We start from the raw sequence: 16,505 nt of genomic DNA on the forward strand, positions 1-16,505 counted from the left end.
CTCGCCCGCAAGGGGAAGGACGGCTCAGGGGTTCCAATCGCCGAGGCCGTCGGTGCTGGAGAGGGTGCCGCCGTCGGTGTTCTCCACGACCACGGGATCGCCCTTGGTGGCGTTCTCGAAGAACCACCGAGCATCCTCGGTGCTGAGGTTCAGGCAGCCGTGGCTCACATTGGCCCGGCCCTGCTGCCCCACCGACCACGGCGCGGCGTGCACGAAGATGCCGCTGTTGGAGATCCGGGTCGCGTACTCGACCTCGAGCTTGTAGCCCTCGGGGTCGGTGATCGGCACGCCGTAGGTGGAGGAGTCCATGGTCATCTTCTGCTGCTTCTCGCCCACGTAGTAGATGCCGTTCGGCGTCTCGTGCTTGGGCTTGCCCATGGAGGTCGGCATCTCCCGGATCACCTCGCCGTTGCGGGTGACGGTGAGGGTGTGCGTGTTGTCGTCCGCGGTCGCGATCACGGCGTCGCCGATGCGGAAGGCGCTGGTGGTGTCGCCCGCCTTCACCGTGACGTCGGTATTGGCCGGCCAGTAGTCGTTCGGCCGCCAGCGCACCTGCTGGTCCGAGCGCCAGTAGAAGTGGCCGGGCGTCTCGGTGGACGCGGTGACCTTGATGGCCCGCTCGGCCGCGCCGCGATCGGCGATCGGCTCCTTGAACGTGATGATGATCGGCTGCGCCACGCCGACCGTCTCGCCGTCCGCGATATTGATCGACGGCGGCGCGAAGTTCGCCTGCGGCTCCGCGGGCGGGAGCACCTGGCCGTTGTTCGCCGAGCCGGTGTCGATCCCGGGAAGCAGCGGCTGGGCCTGTGCGGGCGCGACGATCAGGGCAGAGGCCGCCGCGATCGCCGCCGACAGCAGGATGCCCCGCCGGACCCGGCTCACGGTCCCGCTGCTCAGAGCGACATGCATAGGTTTCTCGTCCATTCCATCTCTGCACGCCCACCGGCGCGGCGCGCGTGCGCGTAACGCCTGCCGGCGGATGAGATTCCTCGGTGACGCGGAGCCCTACGACACGACCCCGCACTTGATGACGACCCGACCCTGGCGTCATTCCTACCGGGCCACCCCGGGTCGGGGCCAGTTCAGGGGACGGGTCATAGCGCCGTATCCGAACGGTGAGCCGGATCACCGCGTGCGGCGGCGCGGCGGCGGGCGCGAGAAAGGTGCCGCTCATAGCGGTCGCACGGGCGGCGGCGGGCGGTGGCCCGCCATCTGGAATCGCCCGCTACCCAAACTTTTCGGTGAGCTAAATCACTCGAAGACGGTCTGTCCGAACGGCGTGGCCACACAGCCGCGGCCGGTGGCCGCGTCCCAGGCGAGCGCGGCGGTGCCGAGGCAGACGACCTCGCCCGTCTCGGTGCGCACCTGCGCGCGCGAGCCGTCCAGCGCGACGGTGACCGCGAGCGAGCGGGCCGGTACCTCGGGGGTGATGGTGGTGCGCGCGACGGCGTCGCTGCCGTAGCCGAGCGCGATCGGGATGCCCGCGCTGCCCTCGCTCACCCCGACGCCGCCCGCGGCGCCGATGCCGAACGCCCTGGCGCCGGTCGCCGCGCTGGCGTAGCCGACGCCGTCCAGCCCGGCGGCGTGCGCCCGCCCGGAGGCATCGGAAATGGTCCGGCAGCCGGCTTGCCCCTCGATCAGCGTGACGTCGACGCCATTCGCCGAGGCGCAGCTCACCTGCGCGGCGGAGGCGGGGCCTGGCAGTAGAAGCGAGGTGCCGACCGCGGCGGCCGAGCAGACGATGGCGCTGATCAGCTTCATGTCGAGTCCCCTTTCGCCCCCGGTGTCCACCATACGCAGCCCCGATCCGTCTGCGTCCACTCGACGCGATACCTCGGGATGGTGTATTCATTGCTTGATATTTCCAGCATCGCTATGCCACTTCGGATTCATACGGGGGTACGAGTTCGGAGCGTTACAGGCTCGGGAGGACTGTTTCGTGTCTCGTCTCGTCGTTCGCCGTGTGCTCACGGCCACCTTCGGCGCGGTCGCCGCGCTGACCCTCATCGCGTGTAGCTCCACCGTCACCGGTACGGCGCAGCCCGAGATCGGCAACGGCACCGTCGACGCCGTCTCCACCACGAGCACCCCGAAGCCGTCCGGCAAGCCCTCCAGCGGCAAGCCGACCCCGTCGAATGCCAACAACGGCGGCGACGTCGATTTCGAGGCCGCGATCGGCGACTGCGTGACGCTCGGCGGCACCATCGACGACGCCACCATCGCCAAGGCGTCCTGCGGCAGCCGAGCCTCCAACTACAAGGTCATCGGCAAGGCGCCGACCAGCGGTGAGTGCATCAGCGACCGGGACAACTACTACGCCGAGACCATCAACAACGTGCAGACCGGCGCGCTCTGCCTGGACATCGACTGGGTGGTCGGCGGCTGCATGGACGTCGGCGGCGACGACCCCAAGCGGATCGACTGCACCGAATCCGCCATCGAGGGCATCCGGGTCACCAATATCGTGCAGGGCACCGACGACGTGAGCGCCTGCAGCAGCGGCTCCGGCTTCAAGTACTCGGACCGCCGCTTCGTGGTCTGCGTGCAGGATCTGTAGCGGTACGCGCGACGAAAAAGGAGCGGGTGGGCCGGTTCGGCCCACCCGCTCCTTTTCTGTCTGCCGGATCAGATGGGGCGGAACCCGGAGCCGATGCTGTTGCGGCCGTTCAGGTCGTCCATGATCGTCGTCATATTGGTGCCGACCTCGGGGCCGTAGCAGGCGAAGGCCAGGTAGGCGTTGACCATGCCGACCAGCTGGTTGCCGACCACCACCGGCGCGCCGGAATCGCCCTCGACCACGCACATCTGCGACCAGGTCTCGATATTGGTGGCGAAGACATCGCCCCAGGAGATGCCGCAGGTATTGCCGGTGGTGCGCCCCTCCTTGCACACGATCATCGGGAACGCGGCGGGGCCGCCGATGCCCGCGATGGTGACATTGCCGACCCGGTTCACCGGGGTGACGCGGCCCGGCTCGAACAGGATGACGGCGTAGTCGAGGCGCGGGTCGGAGTGCACGAAGCGGCCGACCGCCCCGGCACCGCGGTCCGCTTCGGCGTACACCTGTGCGCCGGGATCGCCGCAGTGGCCGGCGGTGATCCCCACCAGCCTGCCCGCGCCGTCGAAGCCAACGGTGGTGAGGGTGCACTCGAAGGCGTCGTCGATGACGATGCCGGAGCCGCCGCCGAGCACCGGCGCGCCGGGCTGCGCCTGCGCGGCGCCCGCGACGGGGCCGAGCAGCGCCGCTCCCAGCGCGACGGTGCAGGCGGCGCGTACCACCGTGGCGAGTGTGCTGAACATGTCCCTCCAGATCTGCCGAAAGCCCGCTCGATATCAATCGCTCCCGCACATCGTGTCAGTAATCGCGGCCGGGTGGGGCATCCGCGAGGCGATCTGTGATTTCGACAGACGCCACGCCGTGTTTCTTCCATCCGGTGATAGCACTGACGTATTACAGTGTGGAACCCGCCGGTCCCGCTCGTGAGCGAAGTGCGACCTCGGGCTGTGTCCTGCCTGATTCGAATTTCGATGAAAGCGATTCGAAAAATAACACCCGTGCACTCGGGAACCCCCGCTCACGGGGGTCTTCCACAAAGATGTTCTTATTGGTTGGATACCGGAAGTCGGAAAATGTCCGGGGTGTTGTCACGATTCATAGCCGGTTCCGTGCAGTGACCGGTATCTATGACGCCAATCACAGGGGTGTGCTGTGTTCGGGACTACCCCGTAGTAAGGTGCTCCGAGCGACGCAAGTCGTCGGGGCAGGTAACCGGCGTCGAGAAGGGGTGAGACAGTGCAGTCGACCGAGAGTCCGCCCACGGGGTCGCGGCTGAGTGGCGCGGTCGATTGGACGAAGGGGTACTGGGATGATCACCCCAAGCGATCCCTGGAGACCTTCGGCAGACAGATCCTCATGGGGATTGCCGCGGTGTCCGAGTTGTTCGTCGCCATATTTCGCCGGAGATTCCCGTTCGGGGAATTCGTGCGGCAATGCGCCTTCATGGCGAACGTCGCCGCCGCACCCACACTGCTGGTCGCCATTCCGATCGGCGTGATCGTCTCGATTCAGGTCGGTGCGGTGGCCGGGCAGGTCGGCGCCACGTCGTTCATCGGCGCGGCCAACGGCCTCGGCATCATCCAGCAGGGCGCCCCGCTGGTCACCTCGATCATGATCGCGGGCGCGGTCGGCTCGGCCATCTGCGCCGACCTCGGCTCGCGCACCATCCGCGAGGAGATCGACGCCATGAAGGTGATGGGCGTCGACCCGTTGCGCCGCCTGGTCGCCCCCCGGCTCGGCGCGGCCATGCTGGTCAGCCTGCTGCTCTGCGGCTTCGTGGTCTTCGTCGGCTTCCTGACCGGCTACATCTTCAATATCTTCGCGCAGGACGGCACGCCGGGCAGCTACGTCGGCACCTTCTCCTCGTTCGCGGTCACCCGCGACCTGCTCGTCGCCCTGGTCAAGTCGACGATCTTCGGCCTGCTCGCGGCGATCATCGCCTGCGACACCGGGCTCAACACCCGCGGCGGCCCCGGCGGCGTCGCCAACTCCGTGAACTCCGCGGTGGTCAGCTCGGCGATCATGCTCTTCGGCGTCAACCTGATCATCACGCAGATCTACAACGCAATCTTCCCCCCACAGGTGGTCTGAGCCGGTGTCGTCGACCTATGTGCCGCCGCTGCTGCGGCCGCTGAACCAACTGAAGCGCACCGCCAAGGCCCCGGTCGACCTGCTCGCCCGCCTCGGCCACCAGGTGTTCTTCTTCCTGCGCGCGCTCGGCTCGATCCCGCTCGCGCTGCGCCAATACCCCAAGGAGGTCTGGCGGCTGCTCTCCGACGTCACCTGGGGCAACGGCAACCTGGTGGTCGGCGGCGGCACCATCGGCGTCGTGCTGATCCTGAGCGCCTTCGGCGGCATGACCGTCGGCATCCAGGGCCACACCTCGCTGAACCTGCTCGGGCTGAGCCCGATCACCGGCGCCATCTCGGCTTTCGCCACCACCCGCGAGCTCGGTCCGCTGCTCGCCGCGCTGGCCTTCGCCGCGCAGGCGGGCTGCCGGTTCACCGCGCAGCTCGGCGCCATGCGGATCTCCGAGGAGATCGACGCGCTGGAGTCGGTGGCCATCCGGCCGCTGCCCTACCTGGTGAGCACCAGGATCTTCGCGGCCATCCTGGCCATCGTCCCGCTCTACTGCCTCGGCCTCGCCATGGCCTACGTCTCCTGCGCCTTCACCGTGCAGCTGATCGGCGGCACCGCGAGCGGCACCTACCAGCACTACTTCTACCAATTCCTGATCCCGACGGATGTGCTGTATTCGCTGCTCAAGGCGATCATCTTCGTCGCGATCACCACCTTCATCCAGTGCTACTACGGCTTCTTCGCCTCCGGCGGCCCCGAGGGCGTCGGCGTGGCGGCGGGCCGCGCGATCAAGATGTGCATCATCGTGGTCGTGTTCGCCGATCTGTTCATGACCTTGGCCATCTGGGGCGTCAACCCCGGCATCCGGATCTCGGGGTAGGGCGATGATCATCGATCCCAGCGGGCGTGGGCCCACCGTCCGGCAGATGCTGATCGCGGGCGTCTGTGGGCTCGCCGTCTTCGCGGTGCTCCTGGTCTTTCTCATGGCGCGCTACCAGGGCTACTTCGTCGCCAAGGTGAACGTGGTGGCCAACCTGACCACCACCGGTGACGGGCTGCCCGCCGAGGCCGACGTGAAGTTCCGCGGTGTGCTGGTCGGCACCGTCGCCGATGTCGAGGTCGCGGCCCGCGGCGAGCTGCAGAAGGTGCAGATCGAGCTGAACCCGGACTTCGCCGGCGGCATCCCGGCGAACGTCACCGCGCGCGTCGTCCCCTCCAACCTCTTCGCCGTCACCTCGGTGGAGCTGGTCTTCAACGGCCCCTCCGACGAGTACCTGACCGAGGGCGACCAGATCGAGGAGGACCGCAGCAAGGGCACCATCGCGCTGCAGGACACCCTGACCACCGTCCGCAATATCCTGAACGAGATCGACCCGATGCAGTTCGGCCGGGTGCTCGGCACGCTCTCGCAGGCGCTGGACGGCAGCGGCCGGATGCCGGGCTCCACCATCGAGCGGGTGGACCGCTGGCTGACCGCCGTCGACCAGTCCATCCCGAACCTCGGCGTCATGCTGAGCGATTTCTCCAGCTCCTTCCAGGCGCTGAACGAGTCGGCGCCGGAGCTGGTGAACGTGCTCGGCAGCTCGGTGCAGACCGCGACCACCATCTCCGACCGCAGGTCGCAGCTGGTCGCGCTGATCACCGGCGCGGGCGGCACCTTCGACACCGTCAACAATCTGTTCGCGCAGAACCCGGATGTCGGCAAGCAGGTCACCGCGGGGACGAGCAGCATGTTCGGCTCGCTCGCCTCCGACCCGGCCTCGATCACCCAGGCGATCGTCAACCTGAACCGCTCGATGCAGAAGCTGAACACCGTGTTCACGTGGGGTCCGCAGCAGCAGATGGTCTGGAACATGGGGCTCACCTTCACGCCCTACCGGCCGAATACCGTCGCGGACTGCCCGCGCTACGGCGACCTGGCCGGACCGAGCTGCTTCACCGCGCCCGCGGTCGCCGAGATCCCGCCCATGCCGGAGTCGGTCTCGCCGCGCAGGCTGGATTCCGCCGCGGGGCTGCCCCCGCTGGTGCAGCTGCCCGGAATGCCGGTGCTGCCCGGCATCACCACCTCGGCCGCCCCCGCGCCTGCCGCGGGCACCGCGCCGGTACCGTTCGCCGGAACCCCGCTGGAGGGCCTCTTCCCCATGCTGCCACCACAGCTCGGCGGGCCCGCCCCCGCTCCGGCGGCCCCCGCGGAACCCGCCGCACCCGCCGACCCGCCCGTGGACCCGCCCGCCGCACCGGCCGCGCCCATCGCCTACACCGGCGATGCCGCGATCACCAGGTACCTCGGCAGGCAACCCACCGCGGCGGAGTACCTGCTGCTCGGTTCGATCACGAAGGGGATGACGTTGACCACCAGCGGTGACAGCCGATGAGCATCCGCAAGCCGCTCATCGGGTTCAGCCTCTTCGCCATCGTCTCGATCCTGGTCACCGTGCTGGTCTGGAACACGCTGGCCCGGGTCGTCGAGGGCGAGACCAATACCTTCACCGCCACCTTCTCCGACGTGCTCGGGCTGAAGAAGGGCGACGATGTGCGGATGGCGGGCGTCCGGGTGGGCAAGGTCGAGAAGATCGACCTGGACACCAACAACGACGCCAGGGTCACCTTCGTGCTGCAGCGCGACCAGACCATCTTCGACGACACCAAGGCGCTGGTCAGGTACCAGAACCTGATCGGCCAGCGGTACATCGCGCTTGCCCCCGGCGATTCGCCGAACTCGCAGCCGCTGCGGAACAACGGCACCATCCCGCTGGAGCTGACCGAGCCGTCGTTCGACATCTCGGCGCTGCTCAACGGCTTCCAGCCGCTCTTCCAGGTGCTGCAGCCGGAGCAGGTGAACCGGCTCTCCGAAACCTTCATCCAGGCGCTGCAGGGCGACGGGGTCTCGCTGAGCGCCTTCATCACCCAGGCGGCCACGCTGGCCACCGACTTCCAGCGTCGCGACGCCATCCTGACCGACGTGATCACCAACCTCTCCGGCGTGATGTCGGGGCTGGCCAAGCGAGGTGACGAATTGGAGACGCTGGTGACCCAGACCAGGGCACTGATCGGCGGGCTGTACGACCAGGGCCAGAGCCTGCAGCAGTCCACCGTGCAGATCGCCGACGCCGCCGACGCGCTGGTCGGCATGGTCGGCAATATCCAGCCCAAGCTGGCGGCGGCGCAGAACTCCACCAGCGCGGCGCTGACCCTGCTGATCGCCAACGGCCCTGCCCTCGACCAAGCCGCGATCGACCTGCCAGGGGTGCTCGCCAACGCGGGCGGTTTCGTCTCCGAGGGCACCTACGCCAACGCCTACCTCTGCGGCCTCGACGTCTCGCTGTACGGGGTGCTCTTCCCGCGCGGGCTGTTCTCGCAGATCGGTGGCAACGGGCATTCGGCGGTGTGCAGGCCGTGATCGCGAAACTCCGCTCCCGCTTCGAGAGCAACCGCTACTTCTGGCTCGGCGTCCTCGGCGCCCTCGTCATCGTGCTCATGCTGATCATCTCCAGCTCGTTCCGGATGCTCGGCGTCGGCGAGCGCTCGCTCGAGATGGAGTTCGCGCAGGCCGCGGGGATCAGGGTCGGGGACAGGGTGAACGTCGCGGGTGTCGCGGTCGGCACCGTGACCGGCGCCGAGCTCGACGGCGGCCACGTGGTGATCACCGCCAATGTGAACCGCGATGTCGAGTTCGGCCCGGATGCGCGGGCCGCGATCAAGATGGCCACCCTGCTCGGCGCGCGCTACGTGGACGTCGAGCCCGGCGACGGCAGCGGGCTGCCGGACGACCGGATCCCGCTCTCCAACACCGCGGTCCCGTACAACCTGGCCGACGTGGTGCAGATCGGCACGCCCAAGTTCGAGGAGCTGGACACCGCGCAGCTCGCCGAATCACTGAACCTGGTGAACCAGCAGCTCGGCGACTCGCCGCAGCTGGTGGTGCAGGCGCTGGACAGCGTCGGCGCGCTGGCCAAGGTGATGGACTCGCGCAAGGCCGAGGTCGACCAGCTGCTCAAGGACATGGACCGGGTCACCCAGCTGCTCGCGGACAACCGCAACAGCGTGCTGCTGGTGATCACCCAGGGCGAGGCCATCGCCGCCCGGGTGATGGAGCGGCAGGGGCTGCTGCGCCAGCTGCTGGACAATGTCGCCACGCTCACCAGGCAGCTGCAGGAGATCGGCGCGCAGAACGACAACCAGCTCGGCCCGACCATCGAGCAGCTCAACGTGATGGCCGACGGCCTGCAGAAGAACAAGGACAACCTGGACCGGCTGCTCAGCATCATGCCGCCGTCGATCCGCTACCTCACCAACGCGTGGGGCAACGGCAACTACGCGGAGGTCGGGTTGCCCTGGCTGTTCCCGGACAACTGGCTCTGCTTCGCGCAGGCGATCGAGGGGTGCGAGGGATGAGGATTCCGTTCCGGGTGGACCGGCGAGTGGTCAGGGGCGCGATGCTCGGCGTCACCGCGCTGGCGCTGGCCAGTTGCTCACTGCTGCCCAGCTCGGTGAACAACGCCATCGGCAGCACCATCGAGATCACCGCCGATTTCGAGAACATCGCGGGCATGTACGAGGGCAATCCGATCCGGGTGCTCGGCATCGATGTGGGCAAGGTGGACAAGATCGTCCCGCGCGGCACCTTCGTCGAGGTGCACATGTCGCTGGAGTCGAGCGAGAAGTACCCGGCCGAGGCGATCGCCGCGGTTGTCTCGCCCTCCATCGTCACCGACCGGCACATCGAGCTGACCCCGCCGTACACCGGCGGCACCGAGCTGGCCGACGGCGACCACCTGCCGCTCTCCCGCACCAGGACCCCGGTCGAGCTGGACACGATGATCAAGACCATCGACCAGTTCGCCGCCGCGCTCAAGCCGCAGCCGGGGCAGGAGGGGCTCGGCCCGCTCTCCGGCCGGGTGCTCTACCCCATGCTGGACGGCCAAGGCGAGAAGCTGCGCGACACGCTGAACGCGCTCTCCGGGGCGCTGAAGGTGGGCGTGGACAACCGGGACGCCATCTCCACCATCATCATCAAGCTCAACGAGCTGACCACCATGCTGGCCCAGAACGACCAGTCGGTGCGCGACTTCAGCAACCAGGTCACCCAGATGACCGGGCTGCTCGCCGAGCAGGCCCCCGGGTTGCAGGCCACGCTGCAGCAACTGCAGGACTTCCTGGCCAATACCAGCGGCGTCCTCACCCAGTACCAGGACCAGCTGGAGGGCAGCCTGGTCGGGCTCACCAACGTCACGCAGCAGTTGCGCGACAACGCGGCGGGGCTGATCGAGGTGGTCGACGTCGCGCCCATGCTGCTGCAGAACATCGACATGACCATGAACCGCGAACAGGGCTTCATCCGGCTGCGCGGCCTGATCGGCACCGCACTCTCCGGCGAGGTGATCAGCGTCTTCTGCCAGCGCATCCAGCTGCGCGCGGACGGCTGCCGCACCGGGAACATGCAGGACTTCGGCCCGGACTACGGGCTCACCGCCGCACTGCTCGGACTGACGAAATGACGCGCCGCATGATCGGAGTGCGCCGGACGGTGGTCGCCATCACCGCCGCCGCGACGGTGGCGGTGCTCACCGGCTGCGGTATCTCGGTGGAGAACGTGCCGCTGCCGAAGCCGGGCGCCTCCGGCGACACCTACACCATCCGCGCGGTCTTCGAGAACGCGCTGAACCTGCCGGACCAGGCCAAGGTGAAGATCGGCGGCTCCGACGTCGGGGTGGTCTCCGACATCTCGACCAAGAACTTCCAGGCCTTCGTCGACATGCAGATCCGCTCGGATATCGAGCTGCCCGAGGGCACCACCGCCGAGCTGCGCCAGGCCACCCCGCTCGGCGATGTCTTCGTCGCGGTCTCCAAGCCGGTCGCGCCGCCGGGGACCCCGACCCTGAAGGACGGTGCCACGCTGCCGATCGAGGCCACCTCGGCCGGCGCCACCGTCGAGGAGCTGCTGGTCTCGGTCTCCATGCTCTTCAACGGCGGCGGCATCGCCAGCCTGACCCGGCTCGGCTCCGAGCTGGACTCCATCGTCGGCGGCCGCGGCGAGCAGCTGGCGCACCTGATCACCCAGATGACCGGCGTGGTCGGCAGCCTGAACGACAACAGCGCGCGGATCGACAGCGTGCTCGGCGAGTTCGGCGCGCTCTCCACCACGCTGGACTCGCGCCGGGCCGAGCTCGGCCAGGTGGCGGACACGCTGCCGCAGATGATCGGCGCCATCGCGGAGAACAACCGGGCCCTCGGCGACCTGCTGCAGCGCATCGCGGTGACCAGCGCCGCGCTCGGCGACTACGCCGATACCTCCGGCGCCGACCTGGCCTCGCTGCTGGACAACCTGCGCGACCTGATGGACGCGCTCGCCGCCACCGGCGACGATTTCGGCGCCGCCATGGAGCAGCTGCGCCTCATCGCGCCGAAGGTGGACGCCAGCTTCCGCGGCAATAGCCTCGCGGTCTTCGCCACCGTCTCCAACCTGGATATCGGGCTGCTCACCGACCCGCCGAACAGCAAGCTGCCGGACCAGGCCGACCTGAACGACTTCGTCGGCACCTTCATCCAGGTGCTGCAGGTGGTCCAGAGCCGGGTGAACGGAGCACCGCGATGAACCTGCTGCGGAACAAACTGGTGCTCTCCGGGATCGGGCTGGTGCTGGTGCTGATCGCAGGCGCCACCTACCTCGCGGTCGGCGTCATGCGGGTGAACCCGCTGCGCTCGGAGTACACCGTGACCGTCTACCTGGACCGCTCCGGCGGGCTGCAGCCGGGCAACGACGTCACGCTGCGCGGCTTCCGGATCGGCAAGGTCGACGACATCACGCTCACCGACCGCGGCCGGCTGATCGCGGCGAAGGCGACCATCGACGGCGAGTACCGGATCCCGGTGGACACCGACATCTCGGTGCAGGCGCTCTCCGGGGCGGGCGAGCAGTACATCGACTTCCGCCCGGCCACCGACTCCGGCCCGTACCTGGCCGACGGCGCCGAGATCCGCTTCGACCCGGAGAAGATCAAGACCCCGACCCCGGTGTGGCAGGTGCTCGACAACTCCAGCGCGCTCATCGCGCAGGTGGACCCGAAGAAGTTCGGCACCATCCTGCGCGAGCTCGACATCGCGCTGAGCAGCGGCCCCGACCAGCTGCGCGGCATGATCAACGGCCTCAGCCTGGCCGCCGCCGGGCTGGATTCGCTGCTGCCGCAGACCACCAACCTGATCGCCAACCTGCAGACCATCGCGGCCACCACCTCGAACGCGCAGCCCGACCTGGCCACGCTCACGGCGAACTCGGGCGAGCTCTTCACCCAGTTCAACAATGCCGATGCCGAGCTCAAGGCGCTGCTCGACCAGTCGCCGCAGTACTTCAGCGATCTCGGCGCGGTGCTCAGCGACACCACCGACCCGATCACCGGGCTGGCGACCAACTTCGTCGCGATCACCCGCGGCGCCCAGCTGCGCACCCCCGCGCTGAGCGCGCTCTTCCCCTCGCTGGCGCTCGGGCTGGACGCGCTCGGCGTGCCTGCGCACGACAACGAGTTTCACACCATCGTCGACATCTGGCCCCGGCCGACCTGCTACTACCAGTCGGACTACCTGAAGCCGGAGATCATCACCGATGACACCCTGCCGCGCTGGAACTACTGCGTGAACCCGCCGCCCGGCCAGCAGATCCGCGGCGCCGCCAACGCGCCGCGGCCGGATGTGCCGAACAACGGCGCCTACATCCCGCCGGGAGTCGATCCGAACGAGCGCACGCTCCCGCCCGTGCGCTGAGCGGGCATACTCGCGGCAGTACGACCGAATCGGCGCGCCAGCGCCGGGAAAGCGCAGGACTGTATCGATGAGCACCGACGACGCCGGCAAGACCACCGACGAGGCCGGGACCGGCGCGGATCCCGATGCCGCGGGCAAGGGTGACACGGGCAAGGGTGCCGTGGGCAAGGCCGCCGCGGGCACGGGTGCCGCGGCGAAAGCGGGCGGCTCGGGCGAGAGCCCGTCCAAGCTGCCGCTGATCGCCGCCTTCACCGCCGGCATCCTCGCGGTCGCGGCGGTGACCGCCGTCGTGGTGTTCTGGCGCCAGGCCGACCAGCGCGGCGCCGAGCTGGACGCCGTCACCGGGGCCAAGAGCGCCGCCTGCGAGTTCGGCCGCGCGGTCTCCGAGTACGACTACTCGAAGAATCTGGACCAGTACTTCCAGACCGTGAAGGACGGCGCCACCGGCGACTTCCTGAAGGAGTTCGCCGACGCGCAGCAGGCGCTCACCGACGCCATGACCCAGGCCCAGGTCAAGTCCTGGACCGACGACGTGCAGTGCGGCTGGCAGTCCGGCGACGACTCCAGCGCGCAGGTGCTGGTGACGCTCACCCAGTACCGCACCAACTTCACCCAGCCCACCCCGGACCGGCAGTACGTGGTGGTCATCGCCGACCTGACGAAGTCCGGCGACAGGTGGCTGGTCGGCAAGCTGGACTCGCCCATGCTCAGGGGCGCGGGCAGTGGCCTCCCCGGCGGCGCCGGCACCCCCGCTCCCGGCGGCGCGACGCCTGCCCCGGCGCCCGCTCCGACCCCGGGCGGCTGACCTCCGCCGCCGGGACCGGTCAGGGGCTCGCGGTGCCATCGCCGACCCCGGCGACCTCGAACATCGGGCGGGCCGGGAGGCGTTGATCCGCCGTTTCCCTCGGCCCGCCCGGGGAGGCGCTGATCCGCCATCGCCCTCGGCCCGCCGCCGTCCGGGCACGGACCTGCTCCGGTCCGGCTCGGACGCGGTCCGTTCGCTTCGGCTCAGAACAGGGTCAGCGACGGCGCCGGCCGCTCGGGCCGGACCACCGTGACCGGCTCCGCCGTGACCGCAGGAATCTCCGCGGTCACGGCATCCGCCACGGCCGCCGTGGCAGCCGCCTTCCGCGCCGCTTCCCCGGCCAGCGCGTCGGCCTGTTCGTTGTAGTAGTTCCCGACGTGCCCGCGCACCCAGCGGAAGCGCACCGGCCCCGGCCGCCCGGAGATGGCCCGGTCGATCTGCTTGACCAGCTCGGCGTTCTTCACCGCGCCCCCGGTCGAGGTGCGCCAGCCGTTCACCCGCCAGGCGGAGATCCACTCCGAGGCGCACTTGATGGCGTAGAGCGAATCGCTCTCCAGCAGCAGCGGCTCCGGACCCGGGTGCGCCACGATCGCCTCCAGGATGGCGCGCAGTTCGGCGAGCTGATTCGTGCCCGTCGGCGCGCCGCCGCTCGCCGAGCCACCGGTGTGGTTCACCCAGGCCCAGCCGACCGCGCCGCCCGGATTGCGGAGGCAGGATCCGTCGGTGCTCACGATGATCATGGCAGGCACCCTACGCAATCCGGCCGACAAGATCTGTTTTGTGAAATGCCTCGATCTCCCTTCGCAACTGGGCCTCGGTGCGGCGCAGCGCCGCCCGGACCGCGGATTCGACGGGCCGGGCCAGCAGCCTGGCGATCGGCCCGGCGGGGGTGGCGTAGTACGCCTCCGAGGTGAGCACCGACCGGCCGTAACCGAGCGGATCGAACCGCAGCGTGAGCGTGCCGGAGAGCCGGCCGCGCAGGCTGTAGCCGATGACGACATTGCGCCGGTAGTCGGTGATCTCGCACTCCAGCGTGGAGCGCCAGAGCCCGACCCTGGTATCCGCGCTGAACACGGCCCCGCGGCCGCGATCGAGCTCCCCGGCCGGTCGGAACCCGGCCACACCGAACATCCAGTCCGGGACGAAGCGATGGTTGTCGGCGTAGGTGAACGCCACCTCGACCGGAGCTCCCACGTCACTGGCATACCTGATGTGGCCCATAGGCCCTCCCTGATCCACGGCTGCGGTCAAAAGTACTACAGCACTCCTCTTTATTCGAGGAATTCGCCGCGGGAATCCTGGGATCACGAACTGGGCGGTCGGCTCTTTTTCTGCTGGTCAGCGCCCCGAGTCGGCGATCCCGGCCGGTGCGGCCGTAGATCGGCGAGCGGGAACTCAGGTGGTGACGCGGGCCGGGACCTCGGTGCCCGCCAGCCGCAGATCGTGGTCGCCGAGGGTCGGATCACTGAACGTCACAGTGACCGAACCGCCGGTACCGATCTCCGTCCGGAGCGTCGCCACCGCGCGCGGATCGACCAGGCCGCCGGTGAGCGCGGCGAAGGTGGCATTGGTGTCGACGGTCAGCGTGACGCCGCCGCTCGCCGACTCGCCCACGTGCGCGTCCAGGTAGGCGTCGCCGACCCGCACCGTGCGGTCGACGGCGGGCTCCGGCGCCACGGCCGCCTCCGGCCGCGGCGGCTGCGGCGGCTGCGCGGGCACGGCGGGCGGCACGCTCTCCGGGCGGGCCTGCACAGTTCCGGTGATCGCGGCGACCTCCCTGCGCTCGAAGAGCGCGGTGCTGACGTACGGCCGGTTCGGCCCGGCGGGGCGGTGCGGCTGCACCGCGGCGGGCACCGGATCGGCCGGGACCGCGGCGATGGGGCCCGGGGTCCGATCCGGCAGGTTGTTCACGACGTACGAGCCCGCGGCGGCGGTGAGCGCGATGCTCGCGGTGCCCGCGAGGACGATGGCGGTATTGCGGGCGATGCCGCGGCGCGGGGTCACGGTCAGGATCTCCGGACCCGGCCCGGGTTCGCCCGGCCTCTGGTTCTCGGTCACGATGCGGTCCTCTCCCTGCGTACCGAACTCCCCTTCGGTTCTGTGGTCGCGCCCGGCCCGCACCGTCGGAAGCCGGACGCGCGTCCAGGCTACGGAACCCGGACGGAGCGCGCATACCCGCCGGTGAGCAGGGTGATGGGGTCGGGCCCGGCGGTGGAAGCGCGGGGGCCATCGATCACACAGCATCACGACGGTGCGCTACCCCCATTGTCGACGCCGGACGGGGTAGCGGGTTTCGATCTTGCGCAGAACGGGTAAACCCACGTCAGTCGGCGAGCGTCGTGTTCGACCCGCCCCTCAGACTCCCGGCCAAAGGCGTCCGGCCGTCGATACGTACGGCGCACATCGACGTGACGCTCGCCGGCCCCGAAGCGATCCACAACGGTTGTGGGAATCCCCGTTGTGACTCAGCCGAACTGCCCCTTCGCCCGCCCGGCCCCGCTCGGCCCGGCGAAGGCCTGCGCGATCGTCAGCCACTCCGCCGCATCGGCCCCCTCCGCCTGAACCGCCAGGTCGTCCGGGTGCCTGCGCTGCGTCACCAGCAGGCAGAAGTCGAGCGCGGGGGCGGTGATCCGCTGCTCCGCCTCGGCCGGTCCCCAGGTCCAGAGCGTGCCGTCCGGCGCGGCCAGCTCGATCCGGAACGCGGCGGCAGGCGGGGTCCGGCCGTGCACCGTGTAGGCGAAGTCGCGGGTGCGGGCGCCGATATGCGCCACCGCGCGCAGCCGATGCGTCGGCGCCCTGGTCACTCCGAGCGCGTCCGCCACGTCCTGGCCGTGCGCCCAGGTCTCCATGAGCCGGGCGGTGATCATCGAACCCGGCCGCATGGGCGGGCCGAACCACGGCACCTTCGCGCCCTCCGGCACCGCGCGCAGCGCCGCGACCAGCGCGGCGCGGCCCGCGCGCCAGCGTTCCAGCAGCGCGGCGGGCGGGGCGGCCGCCGCCTCCTCGGCGCCTCGTCGACGAACGTGGCGGCGCGCGGGCCCACCGCGGTGAGCATGGCGGCGAAGCCCGCCGGGTCGGTGGCGGAGAGTACCGCGACATCGTCGGTCCAGGCCAGATGGCCGATCTGGTGCGCGATGGTCCAGCCGGGGGCCGGGGTCGGCAGCCGCCAGCCGTCCGGGCCGAGCGGCGCGACCAGGCGTTCCAGCTCGGCGGATTCGGCGGCGAAGTCGGCGAGCAGCGCGTCCAGGTCGGCCATGCGACCCAGCATCGCAGCGGCCGTCGAAAAAGACAAGCGCGCGTGCTTGT

At 69.6% G+C, this 16,505-nt stretch carries 18 protein-coding genes; 10 read left to right on the forward strand and 8 right to left on the reverse strand.

The window, feature by feature from the left end:
• Positions 1-24: 24 nt before the first annotated feature.
• Both NH2_RS05115 and NH2_RS05120 read right to left on the reverse strand, forming a co-directional pair.
• The gene (locus NH2_RS05115) at positions 25-909 is read right to left on the reverse strand and encodes a L,D-transpeptidase (RefSeq protein ID WP_245650427.1); all 885 of its coding nucleotides are present in this window, start codon (positions 907-909) and stop codon (positions 25-27) included.
• A 342-nt stretch (positions 910-1,251) separates the two neighbouring features.
• Positions 1,252-1,761, reverse strand: a complete 510-nt coding sequence (locus NH2_RS05120; RefSeq protein WP_067649371.1) for a DUF6764 family protein — start codon at positions 1,759-1,761, stop codon at positions 1,252-1,254.
• A gap of 178 nt (positions 1,762-1,939) precedes the next feature.
• Between NH2_RS05120 and lppU the strand changes: the two genes are divergently transcribed.
• Positions 1,940-2,557 (forward strand): LppU family putative lipoprotein, encoded by a 618-nt coding sequence (gene lppU / locus NH2_RS05125; protein ID WP_067648833.1) that lies wholly within the window; start codon positions 1,940-1,942, stop codon positions 2,555-2,557.
• Positions 2,558-2,625: 68 nt separating this feature from the next.
• Here the strand turns inward: lppU and NH2_RS05130 are convergent, their stop codons facing one another.
• Complete coding sequence (locus NH2_RS05130; protein ID WP_067648836.1) at positions 2,626-3,300, reverse strand: S1 family peptidase; 675 nt, start codon at positions 3,298-3,300, stop codon at positions 2,626-2,628.
• Positions 3,301-3,793: 493 nt separating this feature from the next.
• On the opposite strand from NH2_RS05130, the gene NH2_RS05135 reads away from it, so the two are divergent.
• The 9 genes from NH2_RS05135 (at position 3,794) to NH2_RS05175 (ending at position 13,199) form a co-directional block, all read left to right on the forward strand.
• Entirely contained in the window at positions 3,794-4,648 is an 855-nt protein-coding gene (locus tag NH2_RS05135; protein WP_067648839.1) for an MlaE family ABC transporter permease, read from the forward strand.
• Between the two features lie 4 nt (positions 4,649-4,652).
• Positions 4,653-5,516: an ABC transporter permease gene (locus NH2_RS05140; protein WP_067648841.1), complete on the forward strand. Its 864-nt coding sequence runs from the start codon at positions 4,653-4,655 to the stop codon at positions 5,514-5,516.
• Positions 5,517-5,520: 4 nt separating this feature from the next.
• Positions 5,521-7,011, forward strand: a complete 1,491-nt coding sequence (locus tag NH2_RS05145) for an MlaD family protein (RefSeq protein ID WP_067648844.1) — start codon at positions 5,521-5,523, stop codon at positions 7,009-7,011.
• On the forward strand, positions 7,008-8,036 hold the full coding sequence (locus tag NH2_RS05150; RefSeq protein ID WP_067648847.1) for an MCE family protein: 1,029 nt from the start codon (positions 7,008-7,010) through the stop codon (positions 8,034-8,036). Before NH2_RS05145 ends, NH2_RS05150 begins: the two co-directional genes overlap by 4 nt.
• The gene (locus NH2_RS05155; RefSeq protein WP_439951734.1) at positions 8,033-9,031 is read left to right on the forward strand and encodes an MCE family protein; all 999 of its coding nucleotides are present in this window, start codon (positions 8,033-8,035) and stop codon (positions 9,029-9,031) included. The genes NH2_RS05150 and NH2_RS05155 overlap by 4 nt, the downstream gene beginning before the upstream one ends.
• Entirely contained in the window at positions 9,028-10,134 is a 1,107-nt protein-coding gene (locus NH2_RS05160) for an MCE family protein (RefSeq protein ID WP_067648850.1), read from the forward strand. The genes NH2_RS05155 and NH2_RS05160 overlap by 4 nt, the downstream gene beginning before the upstream one ends.
• Positions 10,135-10,142: 8 nt before the next feature.
• Positions 10,143-11,231, forward strand: a complete 1,089-nt coding sequence (locus NH2_RS05165; RefSeq protein WP_245650428.1) for an MCE family protein — start codon at positions 10,143-10,145, stop codon at positions 11,229-11,231.
• The gene (locus NH2_RS05170; protein ID WP_067648856.1) at positions 11,228-12,394 is read left to right on the forward strand and encodes an MlaD family protein; all 1,167 of its coding nucleotides are present in this window, start codon (positions 11,228-11,230) and stop codon (positions 12,392-12,394) included. Before NH2_RS05165 ends, NH2_RS05170 begins: the two co-directional genes overlap by 4 nt.
• A gap of 67 nt (positions 12,395-12,461) precedes the next feature.
• Entirely contained in the window at positions 12,462-13,199 is a 738-nt protein-coding gene (locus NH2_RS05175) for a hypothetical protein (RefSeq protein WP_067648859.1), read from the forward strand.
• A gap of 203 nt (positions 13,200-13,402) precedes the next feature.
• On the opposite strand, the gene NH2_RS05180 is transcribed toward NH2_RS05175, so the two are convergent.
• The 5 genes from NH2_RS05180 to NH2_RS29610 form a co-directional block, all read right to left on the reverse strand.
• A complete protein-coding gene (locus NH2_RS05180; RefSeq protein ID WP_067648862.1) occupies positions 13,403-13,939 on the reverse strand; it encodes a ribonuclease H family protein in 537 nt (178 codons plus the stop codon).
• Positions 13,940-13,949: 10 nt separating this feature from the next.
• Positions 13,950-14,420 carry an SRPBCC family protein gene (locus tag NH2_RS05185; protein WP_067648865.1) on the reverse strand — a complete coding sequence of 157 codons (471 nt, stop codon included), beginning with the start codon at positions 14,418-14,420 and terminating at the stop codon, positions 13,950-13,952.
• Between the two features lie 174 nt (positions 14,421-14,594).
• Positions 14,595-15,257: a hypothetical protein gene (locus NH2_RS05190; protein WP_067648867.1), complete on the reverse strand. Its 663-nt coding sequence runs from the start codon at positions 15,255-15,257 to the stop codon at positions 14,595-14,597.
• A gap of 407 nt (positions 15,258-15,664) precedes the next feature.
• Positions 15,665-16,174, reverse strand: a complete 510-nt coding sequence (locus NH2_RS05195; RefSeq protein ID WP_369690029.1) for a TIGR03084 family metal-binding protein — start codon at positions 16,172-16,174, stop codon at positions 15,665-15,667.
• The gene (locus NH2_RS29610) at positions 16,063-16,455 is read right to left on the reverse strand and encodes a maleylpyruvate isomerase N-terminal domain-containing protein (RefSeq protein WP_369690025.1); all 393 of its coding nucleotides are present in this window, start codon (positions 16,453-16,455) and stop codon (positions 16,063-16,065) included. Before NH2_RS29610 ends, NH2_RS05195 begins: the two co-directional genes overlap by 112 nt.
• Positions 16,456-16,505: the final 50 nt, after the last annotated feature.

Source organism: Nocardia harenae NBRC 108248 (genome assembly GCF_001612885.1).
Taxonomy (GTDB): Bacteria; Actinomycetota; Actinomycetes; order Mycobacteriales; family Mycobacteriaceae; genus Nocardia; species Nocardia harenae.